The organism is Gemmobacter denitrificans (assembly GCF_036964905.1).
In the GTDB taxonomy this organism is placed as follows: Bacteria; Pseudomonadota; Alphaproteobacteria; order Rhodobacterales; family Rhodobacteraceae; genus Gemmobacter; species Gemmobacter denitrificans.
The window spans coordinates 227,177-248,850 of sequence record NZ_JBALHR010000003.1; the positions used below are offsets into that span (position 1 = coordinate 227,177).

The window sequence follows — 21,674 nt, forward strand, 5'->3', positions numbered from 1 at the left end:
TCAGGCCGCCTTCAGATCGTCCAGATAGGCCTCGGCTGCGGCGGGATCGGCAAACCACGGAAAGAAATCGCGCGGATCGTTGAAACCATTGGCGATGCGACGGGCCAGCCGCGGCTCGATACAGGCGGTGCCCATGATGTTCAGGATGAAGGGCGGCGGTGGCAGCAGCATCATGTTGGTCCAGCCAACCACCCATTGCGCGTAATCCCAATAGGCATCGAAGGTGCCCTGCATCCAGGCCTCGTCAAAGGTGCGGTCGCCATGGGCCAGGATCCGCCGCAGATAGATCGCCGCCGCCTTGCTGGCATTGTTCGATCCCTGCCCGGTGATCGGATCGTTCAGGCAGACCGCATCACCCAGCCCCAGCACCTTGCGCCCGGACGGAAGCGTGGCAACGGGATGGCGCACCGTCGGGGCAAAGCGGCCGGCAAGGATGCCATTGTCATCGCTCAGCGCGATGTTGCGACAGCGCTCGGCCTCCCATGGCAGGTAGGTGTCGAGGATGCGCTTTGACATGGCCAGATGCTGTTCCGGCGTCTTCACCTCGGCCCAGCAATCCATCGGGCCGCCGGGGATACCTTCGAACACCATGATCTCGCAGGGGCCAGAGGTTGTCAGGGCCGGAAAGACGAAATATTCGCCCACGCCGGGGATCAGGTTGAAGTTTACGGCCGAATGTTCGGCCCGCGGCTCCATCCCTGTCACATAGGTCAGTGCCAGCGCCCGCATCGGCTTGTCATAGGCCGATTTCGCGGCATCCCGGGCGAAAAGCTTGCCGATTTCGCCCTTGCCCGATGCAACGATGACCAGATCATCGCTGCGGGTATAGTGTTCAAGTTCGGCGATCCCGGCATCGGCGATCACCATCTGGCCGCCCAGCCGGGTGAACTCTGCCATCCAGCGCGGTACTTTCACCCGCTGATCCACCGAATAGGCCGGCCTGTCCAGCCGCCCCGCCCAGTCGATTACCTTGCCACTGCCATCTGGGGCCGGAACGGCAAAGGCGATGCCCTCCACCGGCGGGCAGGTGTCTGCCCAGAAATCAATGCCCAGATCGCGTTCGTTCTGTACGGCCTGATCGAACATGCACTGGCTGGACAATACCCGCCCGGACGCAATGTCTGCCGCATCGCGGTTCTGGACGATCCGCACCTGATGCCCGGCCTGCAACAACCCGATCCCCAGCTGCAATCCCGATTGTCCGCCGCCGATGATTGTGATTTTCCGCATCGTTTCTTCTCCCTGTCGCTATCTTGGATCAAATATCCCCGCCGGAGGCATCCGACGCGGACACCCCGCGCAAAGCTGGTTGCCTTGGCGCTTTCAGTTCGGGGCCATCAGTTTCGGAATGGCCGACTCTGCCTGTTCCGGCCCCATGGTGGTGTAGCCACCATCCACCCGGATATCGGTGCCGGTGATGAAGCTTGCCTCATCCGACAAAAGGAAGGCCACGGCGCTGGCCACTTCTTCCGGGTCACCCACCCGGCCCAGAAGGTGAAACGGCGCCGCGACGGCATCGGTCTTGGCGCGGTCCCCCCCGGTCAGCTGATCCATGATGTTCGACCATGTCCAGCCGGGGGATACGGCGTTCACCCGGATGCCGTCCGGTGCCAGGTCCATGGCCTGATTGCGCGTCAACTGCAGGATCGCGGCCTTCGATACCGGGTAAAGCCAACGCCCGGTCTGCGCCACGCGCGACGAGATGGACCCGAAATTGACAATCGCCCCCTTGTTCCGCGCCAGTTCCGCCCGCGCCGCCTGCATCAGCATGACCGAGCCCACAAGGTTCACGTCCAGCGCCTTCAGCCAATCGGCGCGGGGGCTGTTTGCGCCATCATCCAGATAGGAACAGGCGACGTTCACCAGAAAGTCGATCCGGCCCCAGCGGGCCAAAGTGGCCGCTACCAGAGCCGCGATCTCGTCATCGCTTTGCAGGTCGCAACGGGCATAGGCCAGATCTTCGGCAGCAGCGCCCGAATCGGCCAGATCGGCCACCATCACCCGGCACCCCTCTGCCCGCAGCCGATCCACCACCGCCTGACCGATCTTGGTCAGCCCCCCCGGAATGATCGCCACCTTGCCTTGCAATCCGCGCATCGCGCCGCTCCCTGTTTTGTTTTGAATTTCAAGGATGGTCCGGCCTGCCGGGTGCGGGCGCTATCCGGTAAAGGCGGGCACTATCCGCAAAACGAAAAAATCGATGCGCGGGCCGCCCGCTGTCATGCGCCTGTGATAGGCTGACTGCCGCAGGACTAAGGATCGGACCACGGGGACGGACATGGACCCAAGGCCATTGGCAGCGCATCTTCTGTTTGAAAGCCGCGATCTGGATGAGGCGCGGGACCGTGTGGCGCGGGTGTTCTGCGATCACCGTCTGGATGTGCTGCACGGCCAGTTCGCGGCCCGGCAGCATCATCTGCCCGGGGCGCGGCTGTCGCTGAACTATATCGAATATGGGGCCAAGACCGTGATTTCCCCGGGCGAGCTGGGCGGGTTTTATCTGGTGCAGATCCCGCTGTCTGGGGCGGCAGCCATTTCGCACGGGGCAGAGCGTTATGTCAGCGATCCGCGCCGGGCAGCGGTGCTCAATCCACATCAGCCCACGACGATGATCTGGGAAGAGGGCACGCGTCAGGTGCTGTTGCGGATCGACCGGGCCGCGATGCAGGCGCATCTGGCGACGCAGCTTAGCGCGATGCCCGATCATCCGCTGACCTTTCACGGTGCGCTGGATCTGACACAGGGTGCCGGTGCGGCGCTGCGTCGGCTGGTGCTGTGGCTGGTCGCCGAAGCCGATGCCGGGGCCGCCCCCCTGCAGGGGTTGATGGGGCGACAGCTGGAGGCGACGATCCTGTCAGGCCTTCTGGACAGCCACCGCCATGACCATGCCGCGCATCTGGGCCGTCGCCGCGCCGCACCGCGCCCGCGCCATCTGCGTCTGGCAGAGAACTTCATCGAGGCGCATCTTGATCAGCCGTTGACGCTGGACCAGATCGCGCAGGCGGCAGGCACTTCGGCACGCGGGCTGCAACTGGCCTTCCGCCAGCATCGCGACATGACACCGCTCGGCTTTTGGCGCGATCAGCGGTTGCTGCGTGCCCATGCCGATCTGATGGCCGCGGGGCCTGGCTGCACAGTGACGGGCGTGGCCCTGCGATGGGGGTTTCAGCATTTCGGCCGCTTTGCCGAAAGCTACAAGGCGCGCTTTGGCCTGAACCCGCGCGACACGCTGCGCGCGGCGCTTGGCGCGGGCTATCAGGACTGACCATGAAAAACCCCCGGCCCTTTGCGGGGCCGGGGGCTGCGACTGCCTGTCAGAGGGGATCAGAACAGGAAGTCAGCCTCGGTCAGCGCCGTTCCACCGGTCAGCGCGTCGATCTGGAACACAAGATCGGGGGCGGCATCGTTGTTGGTGAAGACGCTGACCACCGTCGCGCCGCCGATCAGTGTGGTCAGGATCGCCCCGGCCCCATCCGCCACCAGAGGCATGTGGAACTCGGCATCGCCGTCCAGCCCGATGGCCGACAGGTCGATCTTGTCCTGACCGATCTCGAACCGGGTGATGCGGTCGGTTGCCGAAAGCGAGTTGACCGAGTCGGCGGTCGTGAGGAACACGAAGGTATCCGCACCAGTGCCGCCATCCATCGTGTCGCTGCCCGTCCCGCCGATGATCGTGTCATTGCCACCATCGCCGCGCAGCAGGTCGTTGTCTGCGCCGCCGTCGATCCGGTCGTTTTCGGTCCCGCCATTCATCGTATCGTTGCCGGTGCCGCCGGTCATGGTGTCATTGCCGGCATCCCCGTTCATCGTGTCGATGCCCGCATCACCCGCCATCACGTCATTTCCGGTGCCGCCCGACATCAGATCGGCATCATTGCCACCGCTCATCGTGTCATTCTCGGTGCCGCCGGACAGCGTGTCGTTGCCTGCATCGCCATTCAGCCGGTCTGCACCCGCCTCGCCCAGCAGGCGGTCGCCTTCGTTGCCACCGAAAATCTGGTCATTGTGATTGCCGCCCAGCAGGCTGTCCACGCCATCGCCACCTTCAAGCGTATCAAGCCCTTCGCCGCCCTTCAGCGTGTCGGCCCCACCCAGGCCCAGCAGCCTGTCATTGCCATTTGCGCCATCGAGCATATTCGCCGCCGTGTCCCCGGTGATCGCATCGGCATTGCCGGTTCCGATCACATTTTCAAACCCTGTGTATTGCACCGCGCCGAACCGGCCGTTCACGCCGATGGTATTCACCTGCCCCACAAGCACAAACCGCTGGGTCAGGGCGGTGAAGTCGATGGTGTCAGAGCCGGCAAAGCCGCCATTGATGAAATCGGCTTCACGGGCGCTGGTCAGGCGCATCAGATCATTGCCCTGACCCAGATCGATCCGGTCGGCACCCGCGCCACCATCGACAGTGTCATTCCCGACATCGCCGGTGATCGAATCGTCGCCGATGCCGCCGAAGATCAGGTCGTCATTGCTGCCGCCATTCAGGGTGTCATTGCCATCTTCACCTTCCAGCCGGTCATTATTGGCCCCGCCGCTGATGAAATCGCCCTCGGTGCCGCCTTTCAGGGTGTCATGGCCATCTCCGCCGAACAGGTTGTCGCGGCCGCTGTCGCCCGAGATGCTGTCATTGCCGGCCTCGCCTTCCAGACGGTCATTTTCCGATCCGCCCGAGATGGTGTCGTTGCCGCTGCCGCCAAAGATGCGGTCGATGCCGCCGCGACCCGACAGATTGTCACGCCCGGCTCCGCCGGTGATCTGGTTGTTTTCGCTATTGCCAGCAATGGTGTCGTTGAAGCCGCTGCCGGTGATGTTTTCGATCTGGCGCAGCACATCGCCCTGGGCAAAGCCGCCACTTTGCGCGCCGGTGCGCGTCAGATCCACATTCACGCCGGCGGTGGAGCGGCTGTAATCCACCAGATCGGTTTCGGTGCCGCCATCGATCGTGTCGCGGCCTTCGCCAGCGATGATCGTGTCATTGCCGCCTTCACCAAGGATCGAGTCATCGCCCGATCCGATCAGCGGCATCGCGCCATCCTCTATGATGTCATTGCCGGTGCCTGCGAACACTGTGTCATTGCCATCGGTGATGAGCGCACGGTCATTGCCAGCCAGCAGTGAAATCTTGTCATTGCGGAAGCCGGGCACACCGAAGGTGAAGCGGTCATCCAGGATGTCACCGATGGTGGTGCTGTTGGAGCCGATGATGTCAGCCATGATCTTGATCCTTCTGTCAGGGTTGGGGTTTGGTCGTCTTCATGGGTCTGTTGTGCCGGATGTGGCGGCCCTGCGCTGTTCCCGGTGGAACAGGCTTGCGGCGGTGGGGTTTTCTCGCGCAGCATGGCCCGAGCCGAGCAAGGGAGCGGGGAATGGAGCCCACATCACCAAAGCCATCCTTCTGGCGGTCCTTCGATCTGTTCTCAGGTCTGGGCGATGAGGCGCTGGCGGCTTTGGCCGGGATGGCGCAGCGGCGCAGTTGGCATGCGGGCGAGCTGCTGTTCCAGCGTGGCGATCCCGGGGATTGGATGGTGGCACTGGCATCCGGTCGGGTGAAGCTGACATTGCTGACGCCCCAGGGGCGCGAACTGATCCTGCGCCATGCCGAACCGGGCGATACCCTGGGCGAATTTGCCCTTGTCGATGGTGATCCGCGTTCCGCCGATGCCATGGCCGTGGCGGCGACAACCGGCTGGGTGCTGGATCGCGCGCGCTTTGCCGCCCTGGCCGCGGCCCATCCCGAACTGGGCATGGCGGCTGCGCGCTATTTCTGTCGGCGCCTGCGCGAAACCACCGAACAGCTGGAAGGTATCGCGTTGTATCAGCTTGAGGCGCGGCTGGCGCGCTTCCTGCTGTTCACCCTGCGCCAGATCAATGGCGATGATCTGCCCGACCATGCTGTATTGCGGTTTGAAATCAGTCAGGGTGAACTGGCCGCCGTGCTGGGGGCCAGCCGCCCCAAGGTGAACCGGGCGCTGCAATCGCTGCAAGAGGCGGGGGCCATCACCCGACAGGGGGAAGATTGGCAGGTCGCGGTGGCCGCGCTGCTGCAGGCGGCGGACCCTGCGGCATGAAACGCGGCTGGGCGCTGGCGGTTCTGGGGGCAGTGCTGGCTTTGGCGCTGATCTTTGCCCGCCCGCCCGAGGGCCTGCGGCTATGGCAGGAACGGGTGTTCGACCGGGTGCTGCTGGCGCTGCCCCTGTTGCCTGACCGGCGGGCGGTGGTGGTCGATATCGGCGCGCAGGATGATCTGGGCCGGGTCTGGGATCGCATTTCGACCGCCCGGCTGTCCGCCCGGATTGCCGCGTCGCAGCCGCGCGTCGTGGGGTTTGATCTGCTGTTTGCGGGCAGTTGCGACAGGCCCGAAACCGCCGCACTTGCGCGCGGTCTGCAGGCACTTCCGGCAGTGCTGGGATTTCTGCTGACTGATCGGCGTGGCCCGCCGCTGCCCGATCCGCATCTGGCTGTCGCAGGGGGGGCGGAGCTGTGGCAGGCGGAAGGGTCCGATCTGCCCTGCGACAGCTTGCCGGGGCAAAGGGCTGCGATGGTGCTGATGGGTGATGCCGATGCGCTTGTGCGCCGGGTGCCGGTCGGGGTGGCGGTGGATGGGGTGGCACAGGCCTCGCTGCCGGTGGCGCTGGCGGCGGCTGTGGGGGGCGGTCAGGTGCTGGCCGGGCCGGGCTGGCTGCGCATCGCTACGCAGGGGTTTGTGGCAGAGGGGGGCAGTTTGCGCATCCAGCCATCACCCCCTGCCATCTGGGCGGCGCGGCGGGTCGATGCGGCCGAACTGCTGGCCGGGCGGGCCGATCTGCCGCACGGGGCCATGGTGCTGGTGGGATCAAGCCTGCCGCAGCGTGGTGGGCTGCGCCCGACCGCCGCCAGCCCGGTTGCGCCTTCGGTGCAGATCATGGCCGATGCGGTTGAAGGTCTGGTCAGTGGCCACCTGCCCGCGCGCGCCGGTTGGGCCGCATGGCTGGAGGCCGGCTTTGTGCTGCTGGCCGGGCTTGCCGGGTTTGCGATGATGGCGCGGCTGCGCCCGGCTCTGGCGGCAGCGGGCTGTCTGGCGGCAGCGGGGCTTTGGGCCGCGGGCGCGCTGACCCTGTGGCATGCCGGGGGCTGGCTCGTCGATCCGGTTACGCCGGGGCTCGCGCTGCTGCTGGTGCTGCTGGCCGCGCTGGTGGCCCGCGCCACGTTGGCCGCCCGGGCGGAGCGCGCCCTGCGGGCACGGATGGGGCAGGTGATGCCCGCGGCGCTGGTGGCGCGGGTGGCCGCCAATCCGGGCCTGTTGCGGCTGGAGGGGGAGGCGCGGGAAATCACCGCCCTGTTCACCGATATCGAAGGGTTTTCGATCGCAACTGCCGAAATGGGCCCGCGCGAAATGGTGGCGCGGCTGGATGCCTATTTTACCCTGACCTGCGCCATCGTGCTGCGCCACGGCGGGATGATTGACAAGCTGGTGGGCGATTCCATCCATGCCCTGTTCAACGCACCGCTGGATCAACCGGGGCATGAGGCCGCAGCCCTGGCCTGCGCCCGCGAAATCCTGTCCGCGACCGAGGCGTTTCGGGCCGCGCATGGCGGGTTTGGTCGCACGCGGATCGGGCTGGAGGTCGGGCAGGCGGTGCTGGGTGATGTCGGGTTTGGCGGCAAGATCGACTATACCGCTCATGGTGCTGCCGTGAACCTTGCCGCGCGGCTGCAAGAGGTGAACAAGCAGTTTGGCACCCAGATTTGCGCAGGCCCGGAATTGGGTCGCAGACTGGGTCTTGTTCCCTTGGGCGAAATCGAGGTGCGCAGCTTTGGCAGGCTGACGGTCTTTGGCGGCTGACTGCGTCGTGCGGGTTCAGGGCGTCAGCCCCACAAGGGCAAAGGCCGCCGCGATGCGCGGAGCCTTCCACTGTCCCACCGGTCCGGGCGCGGCCCCGGCTGCCGCAATATCAAGCCCGTCACCGGCACCCAGTTCCCGGCTTTCGCCTGCGGCCTGCACGCTGACGCGCCCGCGCTGGACAAAGACGCTGAAGGTGCCGTTCAGTGGCCCGGCGAAGAACCGGGTTCCGCGCACGCCGATCTGGGCAAAGGCCGATTGCACGGTCAGATCGAGCTTTGGCAGATCGTCGGGCCGGTCAAACACCATGGGGCCGCCCACGGTGATGACCCCGCCCAGATCGGCGCTGAATTGATCGATCAGGAACTGCGCCTCGGGGCCAAGCTGGATCTGCGTGCTGGTGAACAGTTCCAGCGCCGCGGTGCTGGCAGCCCCTGTCGCCACGGTATCGCCAACCATCAGGGGATCGGCAGGCATCAGCGCCTTGGGCGCTGCGCCACGCGTCAACGTGGCACTGCCGGTCAGGCCCCGCGTGGTGCCGACGGCCACTTCGGCCAAGGCGCGGGTGGCCAGCAACAGGGCAGGAGCAGCAAGGATCAGGCGACGGGTCGGGTGCATGGGGCCTCCACAGGTTCGGCGCAGCTTGGCACAGGATGCGCCTGTCTGCACGATTCGCTGTTACAGAGGGAACGGGGCATCAGATTTCAGTTCACGCAACGCGATGCGCGACGATACCTGATCGACCCCAGGCAAGCGCAGGATGCTGTCCTTGATCAGGCTTTCAAAGCTGCGCAGATTGGGGGCGACGATTTCCAGAAGGTAATCGTCATTCCCTGCAAGGATGGCCAGTGTCATCACCTCGGGCAGGGCGCGGGCGGCACGTTCGAACTGTTCAAGCCCCTGCTGTGAATGGGTTTTCAGCTTTACAATACACCAGGCCCTGACATCCAGACCAAGGGCTTCGCGGTCCAGTTGCCACCGCTTGCCGCGCAGGATGCCGCGCGCCTGAAGAGCCTGAATCCGCTTCCAGCAGGGCGAATGGCTTAGCCCGATACGATCCGCGATATCGCGGATCGTCAGATCGGGCTCTGTCTGGATCACCCGAAGGATGCGGCGATCAAAATCATCCATAAAGGGAACCCATGTTTCTTGATGGCGACTATCTTGTTTCACTTTGGTCGCATCGACAAGGATGGAATAAGCGCAGGTCGCGCCACCCATGCCCAAATGCGCAACCCTGTTTCCCGCAGTGCCCCCTAGCCTGATCCAACCCAAGGGAGGACGGGATGCAGGTATTCACCCACAGCGAATTTGACGGCCATGAAACGGTGGCCTTCTGCCATGACAAGGCCAGCGGTCTGCGCGCCATCATTGCCATTCACGACACCAGGCTTGGCCCGGCCCTGGGCGGCTGCCGGATGCTGCCCTATACGTCCGAGGCCGAGGCCCTGACCGACGTTCTGCGCCTGTCGCGCGGCATGTCCTACAAGAATGCGCTGGCGGGGCTGCCGCTGGGGGGGGGCAAATCGGTGATCATCGGCGATCCGCGCCAAGACAAGACCCCCGCGCTGCTGGAGGCCTTCGGGGCCTTTGTCGAAGGTCTGAATGGCCGCTACATCACTGCCGAGGACAGCAATACCAGCCCCGCGGATATGGAGATCATTGCCCGCCGAACGGCCCATGTGCGCAACATGGGCTTCGGGCCGGACGACAACCCCTCGCCCGTCACGGCGCTGGGCACTTTCTATGGCATCGAGGTCGGGCTGGAGGTTCTGGGCCTGCCGATGGACGGGGCAAAGGTGGTGGTCGAGGGGCTGGGCAAGGTCGGCATGGATCTGGCGGCGCGTCTGCATGCTGCAGGGGCGCGGCTGGTGGTGACCGATGTGAATGCGCAGGCGGTGGCCGAAGCTGTGGCCCGCTTCGGGGCCGAGGCAGTCGCGCCGGGTACAGCGCATCGCGTGCAGGCCGATGTCTATGCGCCCTGTGCCTTGGGCGCCGGGCTGAACGCCCGCACGATCCCGGAACTGGGCGCGCGCATGGTGGCCGGGGCGGCCAACAACCAGCTTGAAACCCCACAGGATGGCGACCGGCTGCAGGCGCGCGGCGTGCTGTATTGCCCGGATTACGTCGTCAATGCCGGGGGTGTGCTGGGCATCCCGTTGCCGGGTGAAAGGCTGACCATGGCCGAGCGGATGGCGCGGGCGACCGTGATCCAGCGCACCACCCGCGATGTGCTGGATCTTGCGGTGGAGCGGGACATCCCAACCCATACCGCCGCCGACCGGCTGGCGCAGGAAATCCTGTCCGGCGGGGCGATGCGGCTGGCGGCCGAATGATCAGCCGATCCGGGCCAGTGCTGCGCCCTGTGCCAGCACTGTGCCTGCCTCGGCCAGCCGGGTGATGCGGCCTGCGGCCGGGGCCTCGATCCGGGTTTCCATCTTCATGGCCTCCATCACCGCGATGGCATCGCCGGGCTGGACTGCCGCACCGTCATCCACCAGCCAGAGTGTCAGCCGCCCTGAAACCGGCGCGGTGACGCCATCGGGCTCGGGCTCTGGCGGTGCAGATACCGGGGCTGCGGTCAGCAGGCCGGGGGGCAGGCCCAGTTCGTGCCGCTTGCCATCCAGTTCGATGGCCAGCCGGATCAAGGGTGCGGCACTGGCCGGTGTCACGCGTGGTGCAGGGGCGATCAGCGGCCCTTCGGTTTCGATCCAGCCGGTATGCACCTTGAACTCACCCGCGAAATCCGGGTGAGTGATGGCCGCGCGGTGAAAGGGCAGGGTCGATGCGACGCCTTCGATGCGAAATTCGGCCAAGGCCCGCGCCGCGCGCTGCAGGGCCTCGGTCCGGGTGGCTCCGGTCACGATCAGCTTGGCCATCAGGGAATCGTAATCCCCCGGCACGATGCAGCCGGTGGCCACCCCGCTGTCCAGCCTGATGCCGGGGCCAGAAGGCGGATCAAGGCGGGTGATCAGGCCGGGCGTGGGCAGAAAGCCGCGGCCCGGATCTTCGGCATTGATCCGAAATTCGATGCTGTGGCCGCGCGGTTCGGGCGTGTGGTCATCCATCAGCCGCGCGCCTTGGGCCACCCGGATCATGGCGCGGACCAGGTCGATTCCGGTGGTTTCCTCGGTCACCGGATGTTCGACCTGCAGGCGGGTATTCACCTCCAGAAAGGACAGGGTGCCGTTGGCCGATAGCAGGAATTCCACCGTGCCAGCGCCACTATAGCCAGCCTTGGCACAGATCGCCTGCGCCGCGCGATGGATGCGGGCGCGCATCTCGGGCGGCAGAAATGGGGCCGGGGCCTCTTCCACCAGCTTCTGATTGCGACGCTGCAGACTGCAATCGCGGGTGCCCAGCACCTTCACGGTGCCGTGTTGGTCGGCCAGCACCTGCGCCTCGATATGGCGGGGGCGGGTCAGGAACTGTTCGACAAATACCTCGGATCGGCCAAAGGCCAACTGCGCCTCGCGCGTGGCCGAGGCATGCAGATCATCCAGCTCTTCCAGCCGCCAGACGACCTTCATGCCGCGCCCGCCGCCGCCATGCGCGGCCTTCAGGATCACCGGCAGGCCATGGGTTTCAGCAAAGGCGCGGGCCTCGATGGCTGTGACCGGGCCGGGGCTGCCCGCAGCCAAGGGCGCGCCGACCGATTGGGCCAGCGCCCGCGCGGCCAGCTTGTCGCCCAGCCTGTCGATCACCGAAGGGTCGGGGCCGATCCAGATCAAACCGGCCTCTTGCACGGCGCGGGCAAAGGCTGCGTTTTCCGACAGGAACCCATAGCCCGGATGCACCGCATCGGCCCCGTTGCTGCGCGCAATGGCGATCAGCTTGTCGATATTCAGATAGGTTTCAGCCGGGCTGGACCCCTGCAAGGCATGGGCTTCATCAGCCGCCCGCACGAACAGGGCATCCCGATCCGGGTCGGCATAGACGGCAATCGGGCTGATGCCCTCATCCCGGCAGGCGCGCAGGATGCGCAGCGCGATTTCGCCACGATTGGCGATCAACAGGCGGCGGATCGGGCGCAGCGGGGTGTCATGGAACAGGGTCATCAGGCGATCACCTCAAAGGGGCGGGCGGCAGCAAAGCGGATGCGGGCGCCGGGCGGGATTTGCCCGGCCAGCGCCAGGGCATCGGGCAGCAGGGTCGCGATCACCGGATAGCCCCCGGTCAGCGGATGGTCGGCCAGAAAAAGCACCGGTTGGCCGGAATGCGGGATCTGGATGGCCCCGGGGTCGGTTCCCTCTGACGGCAATTCGCGGGGCGCGCGGGTCAGCGCCGTGCCCTGCAGCCGCAATCCGCTGCGTGACATCTGATCGGTGACCAGCCAATCCTGCGCCAGAAAGCTGGCAACCTGATCGGCGGGGAACCAGTCGGTGCGCGGGCCGAGTGTGACGGGCAGCGTGATCAGTTCGCCGGGGCGCGGCAGCGTGGTGTTCTGCGCGGAAAAGGGGTCAACGGCCCGGGCGGGTGTATGGGCAAAGGGCAGCACTGATCCAGCCGTCAGGGCAGGCGGGCCAAAGCCTGCAAGCGTATCGGTCGCGGCGGATCCCAGCACCCGTGGCACGTCAAACCCGCCCCGCAGCGCCAGATAGCTGCGCATCCCGGCAGCGGGGGCGGCGATGGCCAAGACCTCGCCGGGGTCGAGCGCAAAGGGGCGGGCGTGATCAACGGTCAGGCGCTGCGTGGCGGTTTCGATCCAGACCGCGTCAGCCGCCCCGGCCAATGCAAGTGTGGCGGGTTCATCGACCGTCAGCCTTGTGGGGCCAAGGGTGATTTCCAGCGCGGGCAAATCGGGCGCATTCCCCAGCCGCGCATTGGCAGCGCGCAGTGCGGGCAGATCAAGCGCGCCCGACCGTGCCACCCCCAGATGGGCCTGCCCGCTGCGCCCGGCATCCTGCACCAGCAAAGGGAAAGCGGCAGACAGGACATGCAGCCCCTTCTGCGCGGCCTGCGGTGCCGGTCGGGGCGATGTGCCAGCGGTGGTCATGTGGGCGCGGGCCACAAAGCGCACCTCTTGCCCGGGGGCCAGCAAGGCGGGCGGATCGCGGTCCGGGTCCCACATCGGCAGGGTGGTGGTGCCGATCAACTGCCAACCGCCTGGGCTGGCCTGCGGATAGACCCCGCCAAACTGCCCGGCCAGCGCCACCGATCCCGCCGGGATGCGCGGGCGCGGGCTGGCACGTCGCGGCAGGTCAAAGCGCGGATCATCACAGGTCAGATAGGCGAAACCCGGGGCAAAGCCGCAAAAGGCCACCGTCCAGCGCGCCGCCTGATGGGCGGCGATGACGCCCGCCACATCCAACCCCATCAGCCCCGCCACTTCGGCCAGATCCGCGCCATCATAGGTGACCGGGATCTCAACGGCAGGCGCAGACCTCTCTCTGCGCGGTGGCGCGGGGGGCAGGGCGCGGATGCGCGCGGCCAATGCGGCATCGGCATGGGTGCCGGGATGGCAGCGCACCAGCAGCGTTTGCGCCGCCGGGATCAGTTCCGCAACTTCGGGCAGCGCGGCCAGGGTCAGGGCATCGAACAGCGCAAGCGCTGCCGCCAGATCGGGCAATTCGACCAGAAGACTGCGGGGACCGATGGGCAAGAACCGCATCTCAGTGGGTGAATGGGGCAATGATGATGCCTTCCTCTCGCAACCTTTCGCGCAGGCGGGTGGCTATGGCCACCGCGCCCGGGCTGTCGCCATGCACGCAGATGCTGTCGGCATGCAGTTCGACCACGCTGCCATCATGGGCGGTGATCTGCCCGGTCTGGATCAGATGCACCATGCGTTCGGCGATCAGATCGGGATCATGCAGCACCGCGCCGCGTTCGCGCCGCGACACCAGCGCCCCGGTGGGCTGATAGGCGCGATCGGCAAATGCTTCGGCCACAACGCGCAATCCTGCCGCGCGGGCCTGGCCCAGAATGGCACTGCCCGCCAGACCTACCAAAGCCAGCCCCGGATCAATCGCCCGGATCGCCGTGATCAGGGCCGCTGCCTGCGCCCCCCCGGCTGCGATGCTGTTGTATAGCGCCCCATGCGGTTTGACATAGCTGACCCGCGTGCCTGCCACCTGTGCCAGCGCCTGCAGCGCGCCGATCTGATAGATCACATCGGCCATCAGGTCATCGGGGGCCACATCCATCGCCCGGCGCCCGAAACCCACCCGATCAGGATAGCTGACATGGGCACCAACGGCGACCCCTGCCGCAGCCGCAGCCCGCAGGGTGGAAAGGAGCCCGGTAGGATCGCCAGCATGAAACCCGCAGGCGATATTGGCAGAACTGACGACCCCCAGCATGGCGGCGTCATCCCCCATGCGCCATGCGCCGAAGCTTTCGCCCAGATCGCTGTTCAGGTCGATGCTTGCCATGTTTCCCCCGGCTGCTGCGCTGTTGTCCCCCCGAACCCTGTCTTGCCAGAGAGGGCGGTGCGCGCGATGATGCCCCGGCGGCAGGCTGCGCCGCAAGGCCGGGGGTGACATGGATTTCAAATGGTTGGAAGATTTCCTCAGTCTGGCCGACACCCACAGCTTTTCGCGTTCGGCCGAACTGCGCGGCGTGACGCAAAGCGCCTTTTCCCGCCGCATTCGTGCGCTGGAAGATTGGCTGGGCGCCGAACTTCTGAATCGCGACAGTTATCCGGTAACCCTGACCGAGGAAGGCAAGCTGTTTCGTGAAACCGCCGAAGAAGCGGTGCGGATGATCCAGACCCGTCGCGCCGAATTCCGCGACCGGGCGCGCGGGGGCGGGCCGGAAATTTCCCTGACCGCACTGCACAGCCTGACGGTGACCTTTCTGCCCGGCTGGCTGATGCGGCTGCAAGGCGCGGTAGGGCCGATTGCCAGCCGGGTCAAGCCCGAGAATTTTGACCGCTGCATCGCCGAGCTGACCGAAGGGGGGTATGATTTCTTTCTGACCTATCACCATCCGCGCGTGCGAATCCCGCTGGAACCCGACAGCTTTCCGCATCTGGTGATCGGGGCTGACAGCCTGGCTGCCGTGGCTCGCCCCGGCTGGCCCGACCATTGGGCGCGCGACGGGATGCCGCTGCTGCAGTATTCGCGCGGGTCATTCCTTGGGGCGCTGGCCCGGATCGCGCAGGCGCAGGACGGGGCGCCGCGCGTTTATGTCGCCCATACCAACGAGGCCTCGATGGCCGAGGCGATGAAATCCATGGCGGTTGAAGGGCATGGTGTGGTCTGGCTTCCCCGCAGCCTGATCGCGGGCGATATCGCGGCGGGGCGGCTGGAGGTCGTGGCACCGGAACTGCCCATGCAGATACGGCTGTATCGCAATGCTGCCCGGGGCCGGGGTCTGACCAGCCGGGTTTGGGCGGCGGCGGCAGGCTTGGCCGAAGGTTATGCGCAAACCGCATAACCTAGCGCGCATTGGCATTGGAAATGCCTGAAATTCAGGCGTAAATCCCCGCTCGACCGGGATGACCGGCGTATCACAGGTGCTTCCATTCCAATCCTGCATGGCCCCGACGCCGCCGCATGACGCGGGCGGCCGGCCTTGCCGCATGAGGTAGATCATGACCAAGACCCGCAGCGAACACGACCTTCTGGGCGACCGCAAGGTGCCGGCCCATGCCTATTGGGGGGTGCATACGCTGCGTGCGGTGGAGAATTTTGCAATCTCCGGCCAGACAATCGGGCAGGTGCCCGATCTGATCTGCGCGCTGGCTGCGATCAAGCAGGCCGCAGCCATGGCCAATGCCGATCTGGGTCTGCTGAAATCGGCCCGCCGCGATGCCATCGTCGCCGCCTGCGAGGAAATCCGGGCAGGCAAGCTGCATGATCAGTTCATCGTCGATCAGATTCAGGGTGGGGCGGGCACTTCGACCAACATGAACGCCAATGAAGTGATCGCCAATCGCGCGCTGGAGATCATGGGCTATGGCAAGGGCGAATACCGCCATCTTCACCCGAACGAGCATGTGAACCTGAGCCAATCGACCAATGACGTCTATCCCACCGCGCTGCGCCTTGCGGCCTGGGCGGGGATGCACAGGCTGATCGCGGCGATGGCGGATTTGCGCGGGGCCTTTGCCGCGAAGGCGGTGGAATTCTCTGATGTGCTGAAGATGGGCCGCACGCAGTTGCAAGAGGCGGTGCCGATGACGCTGGGGCAGGAATTCAACACCTATGCCATCATGCTGGGCGAAGACGAGGCACGCCTGTCGGAAGCCGCCCAGCTGATCCGCGAAATCAATCTGGGAGCCACGGCCATCGGCACCGGCATCACCGCCCACCCGGATTATGCCGAACGGGTCCGGGCCCGGCTGGCCGAGATCACCGGTATCCCGGTTGTCACTGCGGTCGATCTGGTCGAGGCGACACAGGATTGCGGGGCGTTCGTGCAGGTGTCTGGCGTGTTGAAGCGCGTCGCGGTGAAGCTGTCGAAGACCTGCAATGATCTGCGTCTGCTGTCCTCGGGGCCGCGCGCCGGGTTCAACGAGATCAACCTTCCCGCCAAACAGGCCGGATCGTCGATCATGCCGGGCAAGGTGAACCCGGTGATCCCCGAAGTGGTCAATCAGGTGGCGTTTGAGGTGATCGGGAATGACATGACGATCACCATGGCGGCAGAAGGGGGGCAGTTGCAGCTGAACGCCTTTGAACCGATCATTGCCTATAGCCTGTTCCGGTCCACCAGCCATCTGACAGCCGCCTGCAAGACGCTGCAGGTGAACTGTGTCGAAGGCATCACCGCCAACCGCGAGGTGCTGCGGGCCGGGGTTGAAAACTCCATCGGGCTGGTGACCGCGCTGAACCCCTATATCGGCTATGCGGCGGCAACCTCGGTCGCGCTGGAGGCGCATGAAACCGGGCGCGGCGTCTATGACATCGTGCTGGAGCGCGGGCTGCTGCCCAAGGCGCGGCTGGACGCGATCCTGCGGCCCGAAGAACTGACCCGGCCGCAAAAGATCGTGGCTTGAGCGCAGGCAGCATCGCCGCCATCCTGTGCCCGATCAACTGGGGGGCAGATATGGCCGGGGTGCTGCAGGGGCTGCGGGTGGTCGAGTTTGTGGGCATCGGGCCCGCGCCCTTTGCCGCGATGATGCTGGCCGATCACGGGGCCGAGGTGATCCGGCTGCACGCCAAGGGCGCGCGGCCGGAAATCCCGTTGATGAACACACCCTTTGATGTGCTTGGCCGCGGGCGGCGGTCGGTTGCCTTTGATCTGAAGGCGCCGGGTGGGGTCGATCTGGCGCTTGATCTGATCGGTCGTGCGGATGGCCTGATCGAAGGGTTCCGGCTCGGCGTGATGGAACGCTTGGGCCTTGGCCCCGACATCTGTCTGGCCCGCAACCCGCGCCTCGCCTATGGCCGGATGACAGGTTGGGGCCAAGACGGGCCGATGGCCGCGATGGCGGGGCATGACATGAATTATCTGGGCCTGACGGGCGGCCTGCATGCCATGGGGCCGGCAAGCGGCCCGCCCACCGTGCCGATGAACTATGTGGCCGATTTCGGGGGCGGTGGCATGATGCTGGCCTTTGGCATGCTGGCCGCCATTTTGGGCGCGCGGATGGGTCAGCCGGGGCAGGTGATCGACGCGGCCATGGTGGATGGCGCGGCGCTGATGGCGGCGATGCTGTGGGGCTTTCGTGCCGGTGGGGCTTGGGGGGACGGGCGCGAGACCAATCTTCTGGATGGCGGCGCCTATTTCTACACCACCTATGTCTGTGGTGATGGCCGCTTTCTGGCGGTGGCCTGCATCGAGGCGAAATTCCATGCCCTGATGCTGGACCGGCTTGGCCTGTCTCGCACCGATTTCACCCATATGGATGATCCGGCGCGCTGGCCGGTGCTGAAGGCGCGGTTGGCAGGGATATTTGCCAGCCAGCCGCGCGATCATTGGGTGGCGCTGTTCGATGGAACGGATGCCTGTATCACCCCGATTCTGGATTGGGCCGAGGCACCGGCCCATCCGCATCTGGCGGCGCGCGGCACGCTTATCCCCGTGGCGGGGGTCACGCAGCCTGCCCCTGCGCCACGCTTTGCCGCGACGCCCGCCGCAGAACCGATCCCGGCCTGTCCTGCCGGGGCAGATGGTGCCGCAGTTCTGCACGATTGGGGCATCACGCCGGACCAGATCGCGGCGGCAGTGGCAAGCGGGGCGATCTGATCCGAAGGGTCAGCCCGCCCGGAGCGCCAGCAGGTCTTTCAGCACGTTTTCCAGCATGGCGCGCTTCATCGGTTTGGGCAGATGGGTGTCGAACCCGGCGGCGCGGTAACTGTCGATCTGATGCTGCATCACATTGGCGGTGACGGCGGCGGCGGGCGGGCGCGGCAGGCCCTGGGCCTCGGCCAGGGCGCGAATTTCATCCAGTGCCGCCAGCCCGTCCTTCACCGGCATGGAAATATCCAGCAACAATACATCGTGATGGCCCCGACGCCACAGATCGACCGCTTCCTGCCCATCGCGGGCCAGTTCATAATGCACCCCGAGGGCGGCCAGCAGCGATTTGATAATCAGGCGGTTGGTGGCATTGTCATCGGCCACCAATGCCGTAAGGCCCCTGAGGGAGCGGTTTTCCCCGGCCAATGTGATCGGGGCTGCGGCATCCGGTTCGGGTTGCGCCAGCGGCAGCGGCAGGTCGATCGCAACTGTAGTGCCTGTGCAGGGGGTGCTGTGCAGGGTCAGCGTGCCGCCCATGAGCGTCACCAGATCGCGGGTGATGGACAGGCCCAGCCCGGTGCCCCCGAATTTGCGGGTCGTGCCGGTTTCGGCCTGCTCGAACGGGGCAAAAACCCGTGCGGCCTGTTCCTCGGTCATGCCGATGCCACTGTCCTGAACCTCGATCCGGATCGGACCATCGGCAGCGCCTGTCAGTACCAGCCGCACCTCGCCCTGCGGGGTGAACTTGATCGCATTGCCTAGCAGATTGTGCAGCACCTGCATCAATCGTGTCGGATCGCCCAAACGGGGCACTGCGCAGCCAAGATCGGCCTGAACGGCAAAGGAAATGCCCTTGCCCTGCGCCCGCAGGCAATAGACCGGTTCCAGCCTTGCCGCCAGTTCGGCGGGCGAAAAGGCAATGCTTTCCAGTGTCAGCTTGCCCGCCTCGATCTTTGCCAGATCCAGCAGGTCGTTCAGGATCGACAGCAGCAATTCACCGGATTCGCGGATCACGCCCAGCATGTCGCGGCTGTGGCTGTCTGTCAGCACATCGCCCAGCAGTTCTGCCATGCCGAGGATGCCGTTCAGCGGCGTGCGGATCTCGTGGCTCATGGTGGCAAGGAAGCTTGACTTGGCCCGGTTCGATGCCTCGGCCTGTTCCTGTGCCTGCCGCATCGCGGTGACATCGGTGCCCACACCGCGATAGCCCAGAAAGCTGCCCTCGGCATCGAAGATCGGCTGCCCGCTGATCTGCACCCATCTATCGACTGATGGGCTCTCGGGGTTGCGTATCTTGCAGACAAAGCCGGAAAAGGGCTCGCGCGCAACGATGATCCGCTCCAAGGCGGACCAGTCTGCGCTGGCTGCCACATCTGGTGACGATGCCGTGATTTCGGCCCTGCTACGTCCCAGCACTTTGGCCGGATCGATTCCGGTAAGGCTGCGATAGCTGTCCGACAGGAAGGTATATCGCAGTTCGGCATCCTGTTCCCAGACCCACGACCGGCTGACCTGTGCCACGTCGGAGAACATGGATTGCGCGCGGCTGCGATCTGCCAGGGCCTGCCGCAATTCGGCGGTGGTGGCTTCCAGCGCGGCGGCGCGGGCCTTTTCGGCCGTGATGTCCATGTCCAGCCCTGACAGGATCAGCGCCCGGCCATCCGGCCCGCGCGCCGTGACCCGGCCACGGGATCTCAGCCAGATCCAGTGTCCCTGTTTGTGCCGCATGCGGAACTCGGCCTCGACCTGTTCGACAAGGCCATCGGCGCAATCGCGCAGACGGGCATCGAATTCGGGCCAGTCGTCAGGATGGATCAGCCGTTCCCAGGTGTCGGCATCAATCGTGCCAAGCTCTCCGGGTTCATATCCCAGATTGCGCGTCCAGATGGCGTTGGTTTCCTCGGTGCCATCTTCAAGGTTGAATTCCCAGGTGCCCGCCTGTGCACCTTCGATCACATCGCGCAGGCGTTGTTCCGTGCGGCGGATTGCGGTGATGTCGATCAGCAACGCCACCCGACCGCCATCCGGGGTGCGGCGCGAGATGATGCGCTGCCAGCTTCCATCGGCAAGCTGGCTTTCCCGATCAAAGACCGGACGTTCCGATTGCGCCAGCAGGCGCTGTAGCCACTCTTCGCCGCGGGCTCGTGCTTCGGGATAGTCGCCCCGGTCGATGCGACGGCGCAGCACATCCTCGAATGTCATGCCAGGGGTCAGGCCGCGGCCTTCGATGCGGTGCAGATCGTCGTAGCGCTGGTTGAACAGCACGAGGCGCTGATTGGCATCATAGCAGACAAAGGCATCGGGCAGCGCATCAATGGCGGATTGCAGGCGCATCTGCGCATCCTGCGCGGCCTGTGCCATGGCGCGCAGCCGCACCTCCTGGTCCTTGCGTTCGGTGATGTCGGTCTGCACGGCGACATAGCCGGAACAGGTGCCATCGGCATCAATCAGCGGCTGGATATCGAGATCGAGCCAGTATTCCCGACCGGCCCGATTGCGGTTGCGGATCTCGGCGCGCACGGGGCGGTGCTTGCGCAGGTGTTCGCGGATCATGCGCAATGTGGCTGGATCGGTGCCATCATATTGCACGAAACCGCCCGGGTTATGGCCGCGCACTTCCTCAAGCCGGTAGCCGGTCAGTCGTTCATAGGCGGCATTCACCCATTCGATGCGTTGGCGGGCATCGGTGATCACCACGATATTGCCGGTACGTTCGGCCACATTCATCAGGCGACGCATATGTCTTTCGCGCCGAAGCCCTTCGGTCACGTCGCGCAGGATGCACAAAAGCCCGGCCCGCCCGCCTGCTTCGTGCCGCGAAAAGATCAGCGTGACATGGGCCGGTGCATCCGGGTCGCCATGGGCAAAGCCGATCTCGGGCGACAATCCGCGTTCCAGTGCCGCCTGCACCGCCCCGGCAATCTGTGGCGCCAGCGAAGCGGGGACAAGGTCGGACAGATGTCGCCCTGCCGCAGTATCAGCCTCGAAAGGATACAGGCCACGCCCTGCCGCCATGACCTGCAGGATGCGGCCCTCGGTGTCCAGTTCCAGCACGCGGTCGGGCATCGCCGCAAGTGCGGCACGCAGTTGTGACCGACCCTGATCCCGTTCACGCGCGGCCAAGCGCCGCCACAAAAGCGCCCCGATCCCATGTGCGACGGCCCGCAGAAAGAACTGCGTCTCCTCGCCCGGTGGGGCGACATCTGCTGCGGCCAGATCAAATCCCATCCAGCCGAACAGTCGACCTTCCTGCCGCAACGGGAAGAGTACGACCCTTGTCAGGCCATGTGCCCGCAACAGCCTGTCCAACCCCGAAGGTATATTGCCTTCGGCAGCCCCTGCCATCAGGTCGGCAGGCAGTGCCTGCAGATACGGGCCAACCGGTGCGATCTGATGGGCACACCATTCATGTGACAGATCGAAGGATCCGCCATCGGGTGTCAGCAAAAGCACATCGCCATGGCTGAACCGCCCGATCTGGCCGACCACCCGCAAGGCCCGTTCAACTGCCATGTCGGCGCGCTCGGGCGGCGCGCTGGCCAGCTCTTGCAGAATCGCAACCGTCACCTTGGCCAGCAAGGCGCTTGCCGGTGCAGAAGCGCGCGCCAGTTCATGCGAGGGCGGAAGGGGCAGATTCATCACCACGTCACCAAAAGGGGTACTGGCCTACAAAAACAGGTGCAGCTTAAACAGGCGTAAAGCCCGTCAGGGTTGTGCCACT

At 65.6% G+C, this 21,674-nt stretch carries 16 protein-coding genes; 7 read left to right on the top strand and 9 right to left on the bottom strand.

Annotated elements, in window-relative coordinates; all coding sequences use genetic code 11:
- Together V6590_RS06835 and V6590_RS06840 are read right to left on the bottom strand one after the other, a co-directional pair.
- A complete protein-coding gene (locus tag V6590_RS06835; protein ID WP_335421235.1) occupies positions 1-1,230 on the bottom strand; it encodes a styrene monooxygenase/indole monooxygenase family protein in 1,230 nt (409 codons plus the stop codon).
- Between the two features lie 93 nt (positions 1,231-1,323).
- Positions 1,324-2,097 carry an SDR family oxidoreductase gene (locus V6590_RS06840; protein ID WP_335421237.1) on the bottom strand — a complete coding sequence of 258 codons (774 nt, stop codon included), beginning with the start codon at positions 2,095-2,097 and terminating at the stop codon, positions 1,324-1,326.
- 181 nt (positions 2,098-2,278) lie between these two features.
- On the opposite strand from V6590_RS06840, the gene V6590_RS06845 reads away from it, so the two are divergent.
- Positions 2,279-3,265: an AraC family transcriptional regulator gene (locus V6590_RS06845; protein WP_335421238.1), complete on the top strand. Its 987-nt coding sequence runs from the start codon at positions 2,279-2,281 to the stop codon at positions 3,263-3,265.
- A 59-nt stretch (positions 3,266-3,324) separates the two neighbouring features.
- On the opposite strand, the gene V6590_RS06850 is transcribed toward V6590_RS06845, so the two are convergent.
- On the bottom strand, positions 3,325-5,217 hold the full coding sequence (locus V6590_RS06850; protein ID WP_335421240.1) for a calcium-binding protein: 1,893 nt from the start codon (positions 5,215-5,217) through the stop codon (positions 3,325-3,327).
- 152 nt (positions 5,218-5,369) lie between these two features.
- On the opposite strand from V6590_RS06850, the gene V6590_RS06855 reads away from it, so the two are divergent.
- Complete coding sequence (locus V6590_RS06855) at positions 5,370-6,071, top strand: Crp/Fnr family transcriptional regulator (RefSeq protein WP_335421242.1); 702 nt, start codon at positions 5,370-5,372, stop codon at positions 6,069-6,071.
- Positions 6,068-7,825 carry a CHASE2 domain-containing protein gene (locus V6590_RS06860; RefSeq protein WP_335421243.1) on the top strand — a complete coding sequence of 586 codons (1,758 nt, stop codon included), beginning with the start codon at positions 6,068-6,070 and terminating at the stop codon, positions 7,823-7,825. The genes V6590_RS06855 and V6590_RS06860 overlap by 4 nt, the downstream gene beginning before the upstream one ends.
- Before the next feature lie 15 nt (positions 7,826-7,840).
- On the opposite strand, the gene V6590_RS06865 is transcribed toward V6590_RS06860, so the two are convergent.
- Together V6590_RS06865 and V6590_RS06870 are read right to left on the bottom strand one after the other, a co-directional pair.
- Positions 7,841-8,440, bottom strand: a complete 600-nt coding sequence (locus V6590_RS06865) for a FecR domain-containing protein (RefSeq protein ID WP_335421245.1) — start codon at positions 8,438-8,440, stop codon at positions 7,841-7,843.
- Positions 8,441-8,500: 60 nt separating this feature from the next.
- Complete coding sequence (locus V6590_RS06870; protein WP_335421247.1) at positions 8,501-8,953, bottom strand: Lrp/AsnC family transcriptional regulator; 453 nt, start codon at positions 8,951-8,953, stop codon at positions 8,501-8,503.
- 155 nt (positions 8,954-9,108) lie between these two features.
- Between V6590_RS06870 and V6590_RS06875 the strand changes: the two genes are divergently transcribed.
- Complete coding sequence (locus V6590_RS06875; protein ID WP_335421249.1) at positions 9,109-10,158, top strand: Glu/Leu/Phe/Val dehydrogenase dimerization domain-containing protein; 1,050 nt, start codon at positions 9,109-9,111, stop codon at positions 10,156-10,158.
- Here V6590_RS06875 and V6590_RS06880 read toward each other — a convergent pair whose 3' ends face one another.
- From V6590_RS06880 to V6590_RS06890, 3 genes are read right to left on the bottom strand one after another with little or no spacing between them, the layout of a single operon-like run.
- Positions 10,159-11,880, bottom strand: coding sequence for an acetyl/propionyl/methylcrotonyl-CoA carboxylase subunit alpha (locus V6590_RS06880; RefSeq protein WP_335421251.1), 1,722 nt, complete (start codon positions 11,878-11,880; stop codon positions 10,159-10,161).
- On the bottom strand, positions 11,880-13,433 hold the full coding sequence (locus V6590_RS06885; RefSeq protein WP_335421253.1) for a 5-oxoprolinase subunit B/C family protein: 1,554 nt from the start codon (positions 13,431-13,433) through the stop codon (positions 11,880-11,882). Before V6590_RS06885 ends, V6590_RS06880 begins: the two co-directional genes overlap by 1 nt.
- A gap of 1 nt (position 13,434) precedes the next feature.
- Entirely contained in the window at positions 13,435-14,196 is a 762-nt protein-coding gene (locus tag V6590_RS06890; RefSeq protein ID WP_335421255.1) for a LamB/YcsF family protein, read from the bottom strand.
- 109 nt (positions 14,197-14,305) lie between these two features.
- Between V6590_RS06890 and V6590_RS06895 the strand changes: the two genes are divergently transcribed.
- The 3 genes from V6590_RS06895 (at position 14,306) to V6590_RS06905 (ending at position 17,959) form a co-directional block, all read left to right on the top strand.
- The gene (locus V6590_RS06895; protein ID WP_335421258.1) at positions 14,306-15,202 is read left to right on the top strand and encodes a LysR family transcriptional regulator; all 897 of its coding nucleotides are present in this window, start codon (positions 14,306-14,308) and stop codon (positions 15,200-15,202) included.
- Between the two features lie 157 nt (positions 15,203-15,359).
- Entirely contained in the window at positions 15,360-16,766 is a 1,407-nt protein-coding gene (aspA, locus tag V6590_RS06900) for an aspartate ammonia-lyase (RefSeq protein WP_335421260.1), read from the top strand.
- Positions 16,767-16,816: 50 nt separating this feature from the next.
- Positions 16,817-17,959: a CaiB/BaiF CoA transferase family protein gene (locus V6590_RS06905; protein WP_335421717.1), complete on the top strand. Its 1,143-nt coding sequence runs from the start codon at positions 16,817-16,819 to the stop codon at positions 17,957-17,959.
- Between the two features lie 9 nt (positions 17,960-17,968).
- Here V6590_RS06905 and V6590_RS06910 read toward each other — a convergent pair whose 3' ends face one another.
- Positions 17,969-21,592, bottom strand: a complete 3,624-nt coding sequence (locus V6590_RS06910) for a PAS domain S-box protein (protein ID WP_335421262.1) — start codon at positions 21,590-21,592, stop codon at positions 17,969-17,971.
- Between the last annotated feature and the right edge of the window lie 82 nt (positions 21,593-21,674).

Excerpts from the sequence above, each read along its gene's own strand:
- V6590_RS06835 (WP_335421235.1), bottom strand. The coding sequence starts at position 1,230 with ATGCGGAAAATCACAATCATCGGCGGCGGACAATCGGGATTGCAGCTG.
- V6590_RS06840 (WP_335421237.1), bottom strand. The coding sequence starts at position 2,097 with ATGCGCGGATTGCAAGGCAAGGTGGCGATCATTCCGGGGGGGCTGACC.
- V6590_RS06845 (WP_335421238.1), top strand. The coding sequence starts at position 2,279 with ATGGACCCAAGGCCATTGGCAGCGCATCTTCTGTTTGAAAGCCGCGAT.
- V6590_RS06850 (WP_335421240.1), bottom strand. The coding sequence starts at position 5,217 with ATGGCTGACATCATCGGCTCCAACAGCACCACCATCGGTGACATCCTG.
- V6590_RS06855 (WP_335421242.1), top strand. The coding sequence starts at position 5,370 with ATGGAGCCCACATCACCAAAGCCATCCTTCTGGCGGTCCTTCGATCTG.
- V6590_RS06860 (WP_335421243.1), top strand. The coding sequence starts at position 6,068 with ATGAAACGCGGCTGGGCGCTGGCGGTTCTGGGGGCAGTGCTGGCTTTG.
- V6590_RS06865 (WP_335421245.1), bottom strand. The coding sequence starts at position 8,440 with ATGCACCCGACCCGTCGCCTGATCCTTGCTGCTCCTGCCCTGTTGCTG.
- V6590_RS06870 (WP_335421247.1), bottom strand. The coding sequence starts at position 8,953 with ATGGATGATTTTGATCGCCGCATCCTTCGGGTGATCCAGACAGAGCCC.
- V6590_RS06875 (WP_335421249.1), top strand. The coding sequence starts at position 9,109 with ATGCAGGTATTCACCCACAGCGAATTTGACGGCCATGAAACGGTGGCC.
- V6590_RS06880 (WP_335421251.1), bottom strand. The coding sequence starts at position 11,880 with ATGACCCTGTTCCATGACACCCCGCTGCGCCCGATCCGCCGCCTGTTG.
- V6590_RS06885 (WP_335421253.1), bottom strand. The coding sequence starts at position 13,433 with ATGCGGTTCTTGCCCATCGGTCCCCGCAGTCTTCTGGTCGAATTGCCC.
- V6590_RS06890 (WP_335421255.1), bottom strand. The coding sequence starts at position 14,196 with ATGGCAAGCATCGACCTGAACAGCGATCTGGGCGAAAGCTTCGGCGCA.
- V6590_RS06895 (WP_335421258.1), top strand. The coding sequence starts at position 14,306 with ATGGATTTCAAATGGTTGGAAGATTTCCTCAGTCTGGCCGACACCCAC.
- aspA (WP_335421260.1), top strand. The coding sequence starts at position 15,360 with ATGACCAAGACCCGCAGCGAACACGACCTTCTGGGCGACCGCAAGGTG.
- V6590_RS06905 (WP_335421717.1), top strand. The coding sequence starts at position 16,817 with ATGGCCGGGGTGCTGCAGGGGCTGCGGGTGGTCGAGTTTGTGGGCATC.
- V6590_RS06910 (WP_335421262.1), bottom strand. The coding sequence starts at position 21,592 with ATGAATCTGCCCCTTCCGCCCTCGCATGAACTGGCGCGCGCTTCTGCA.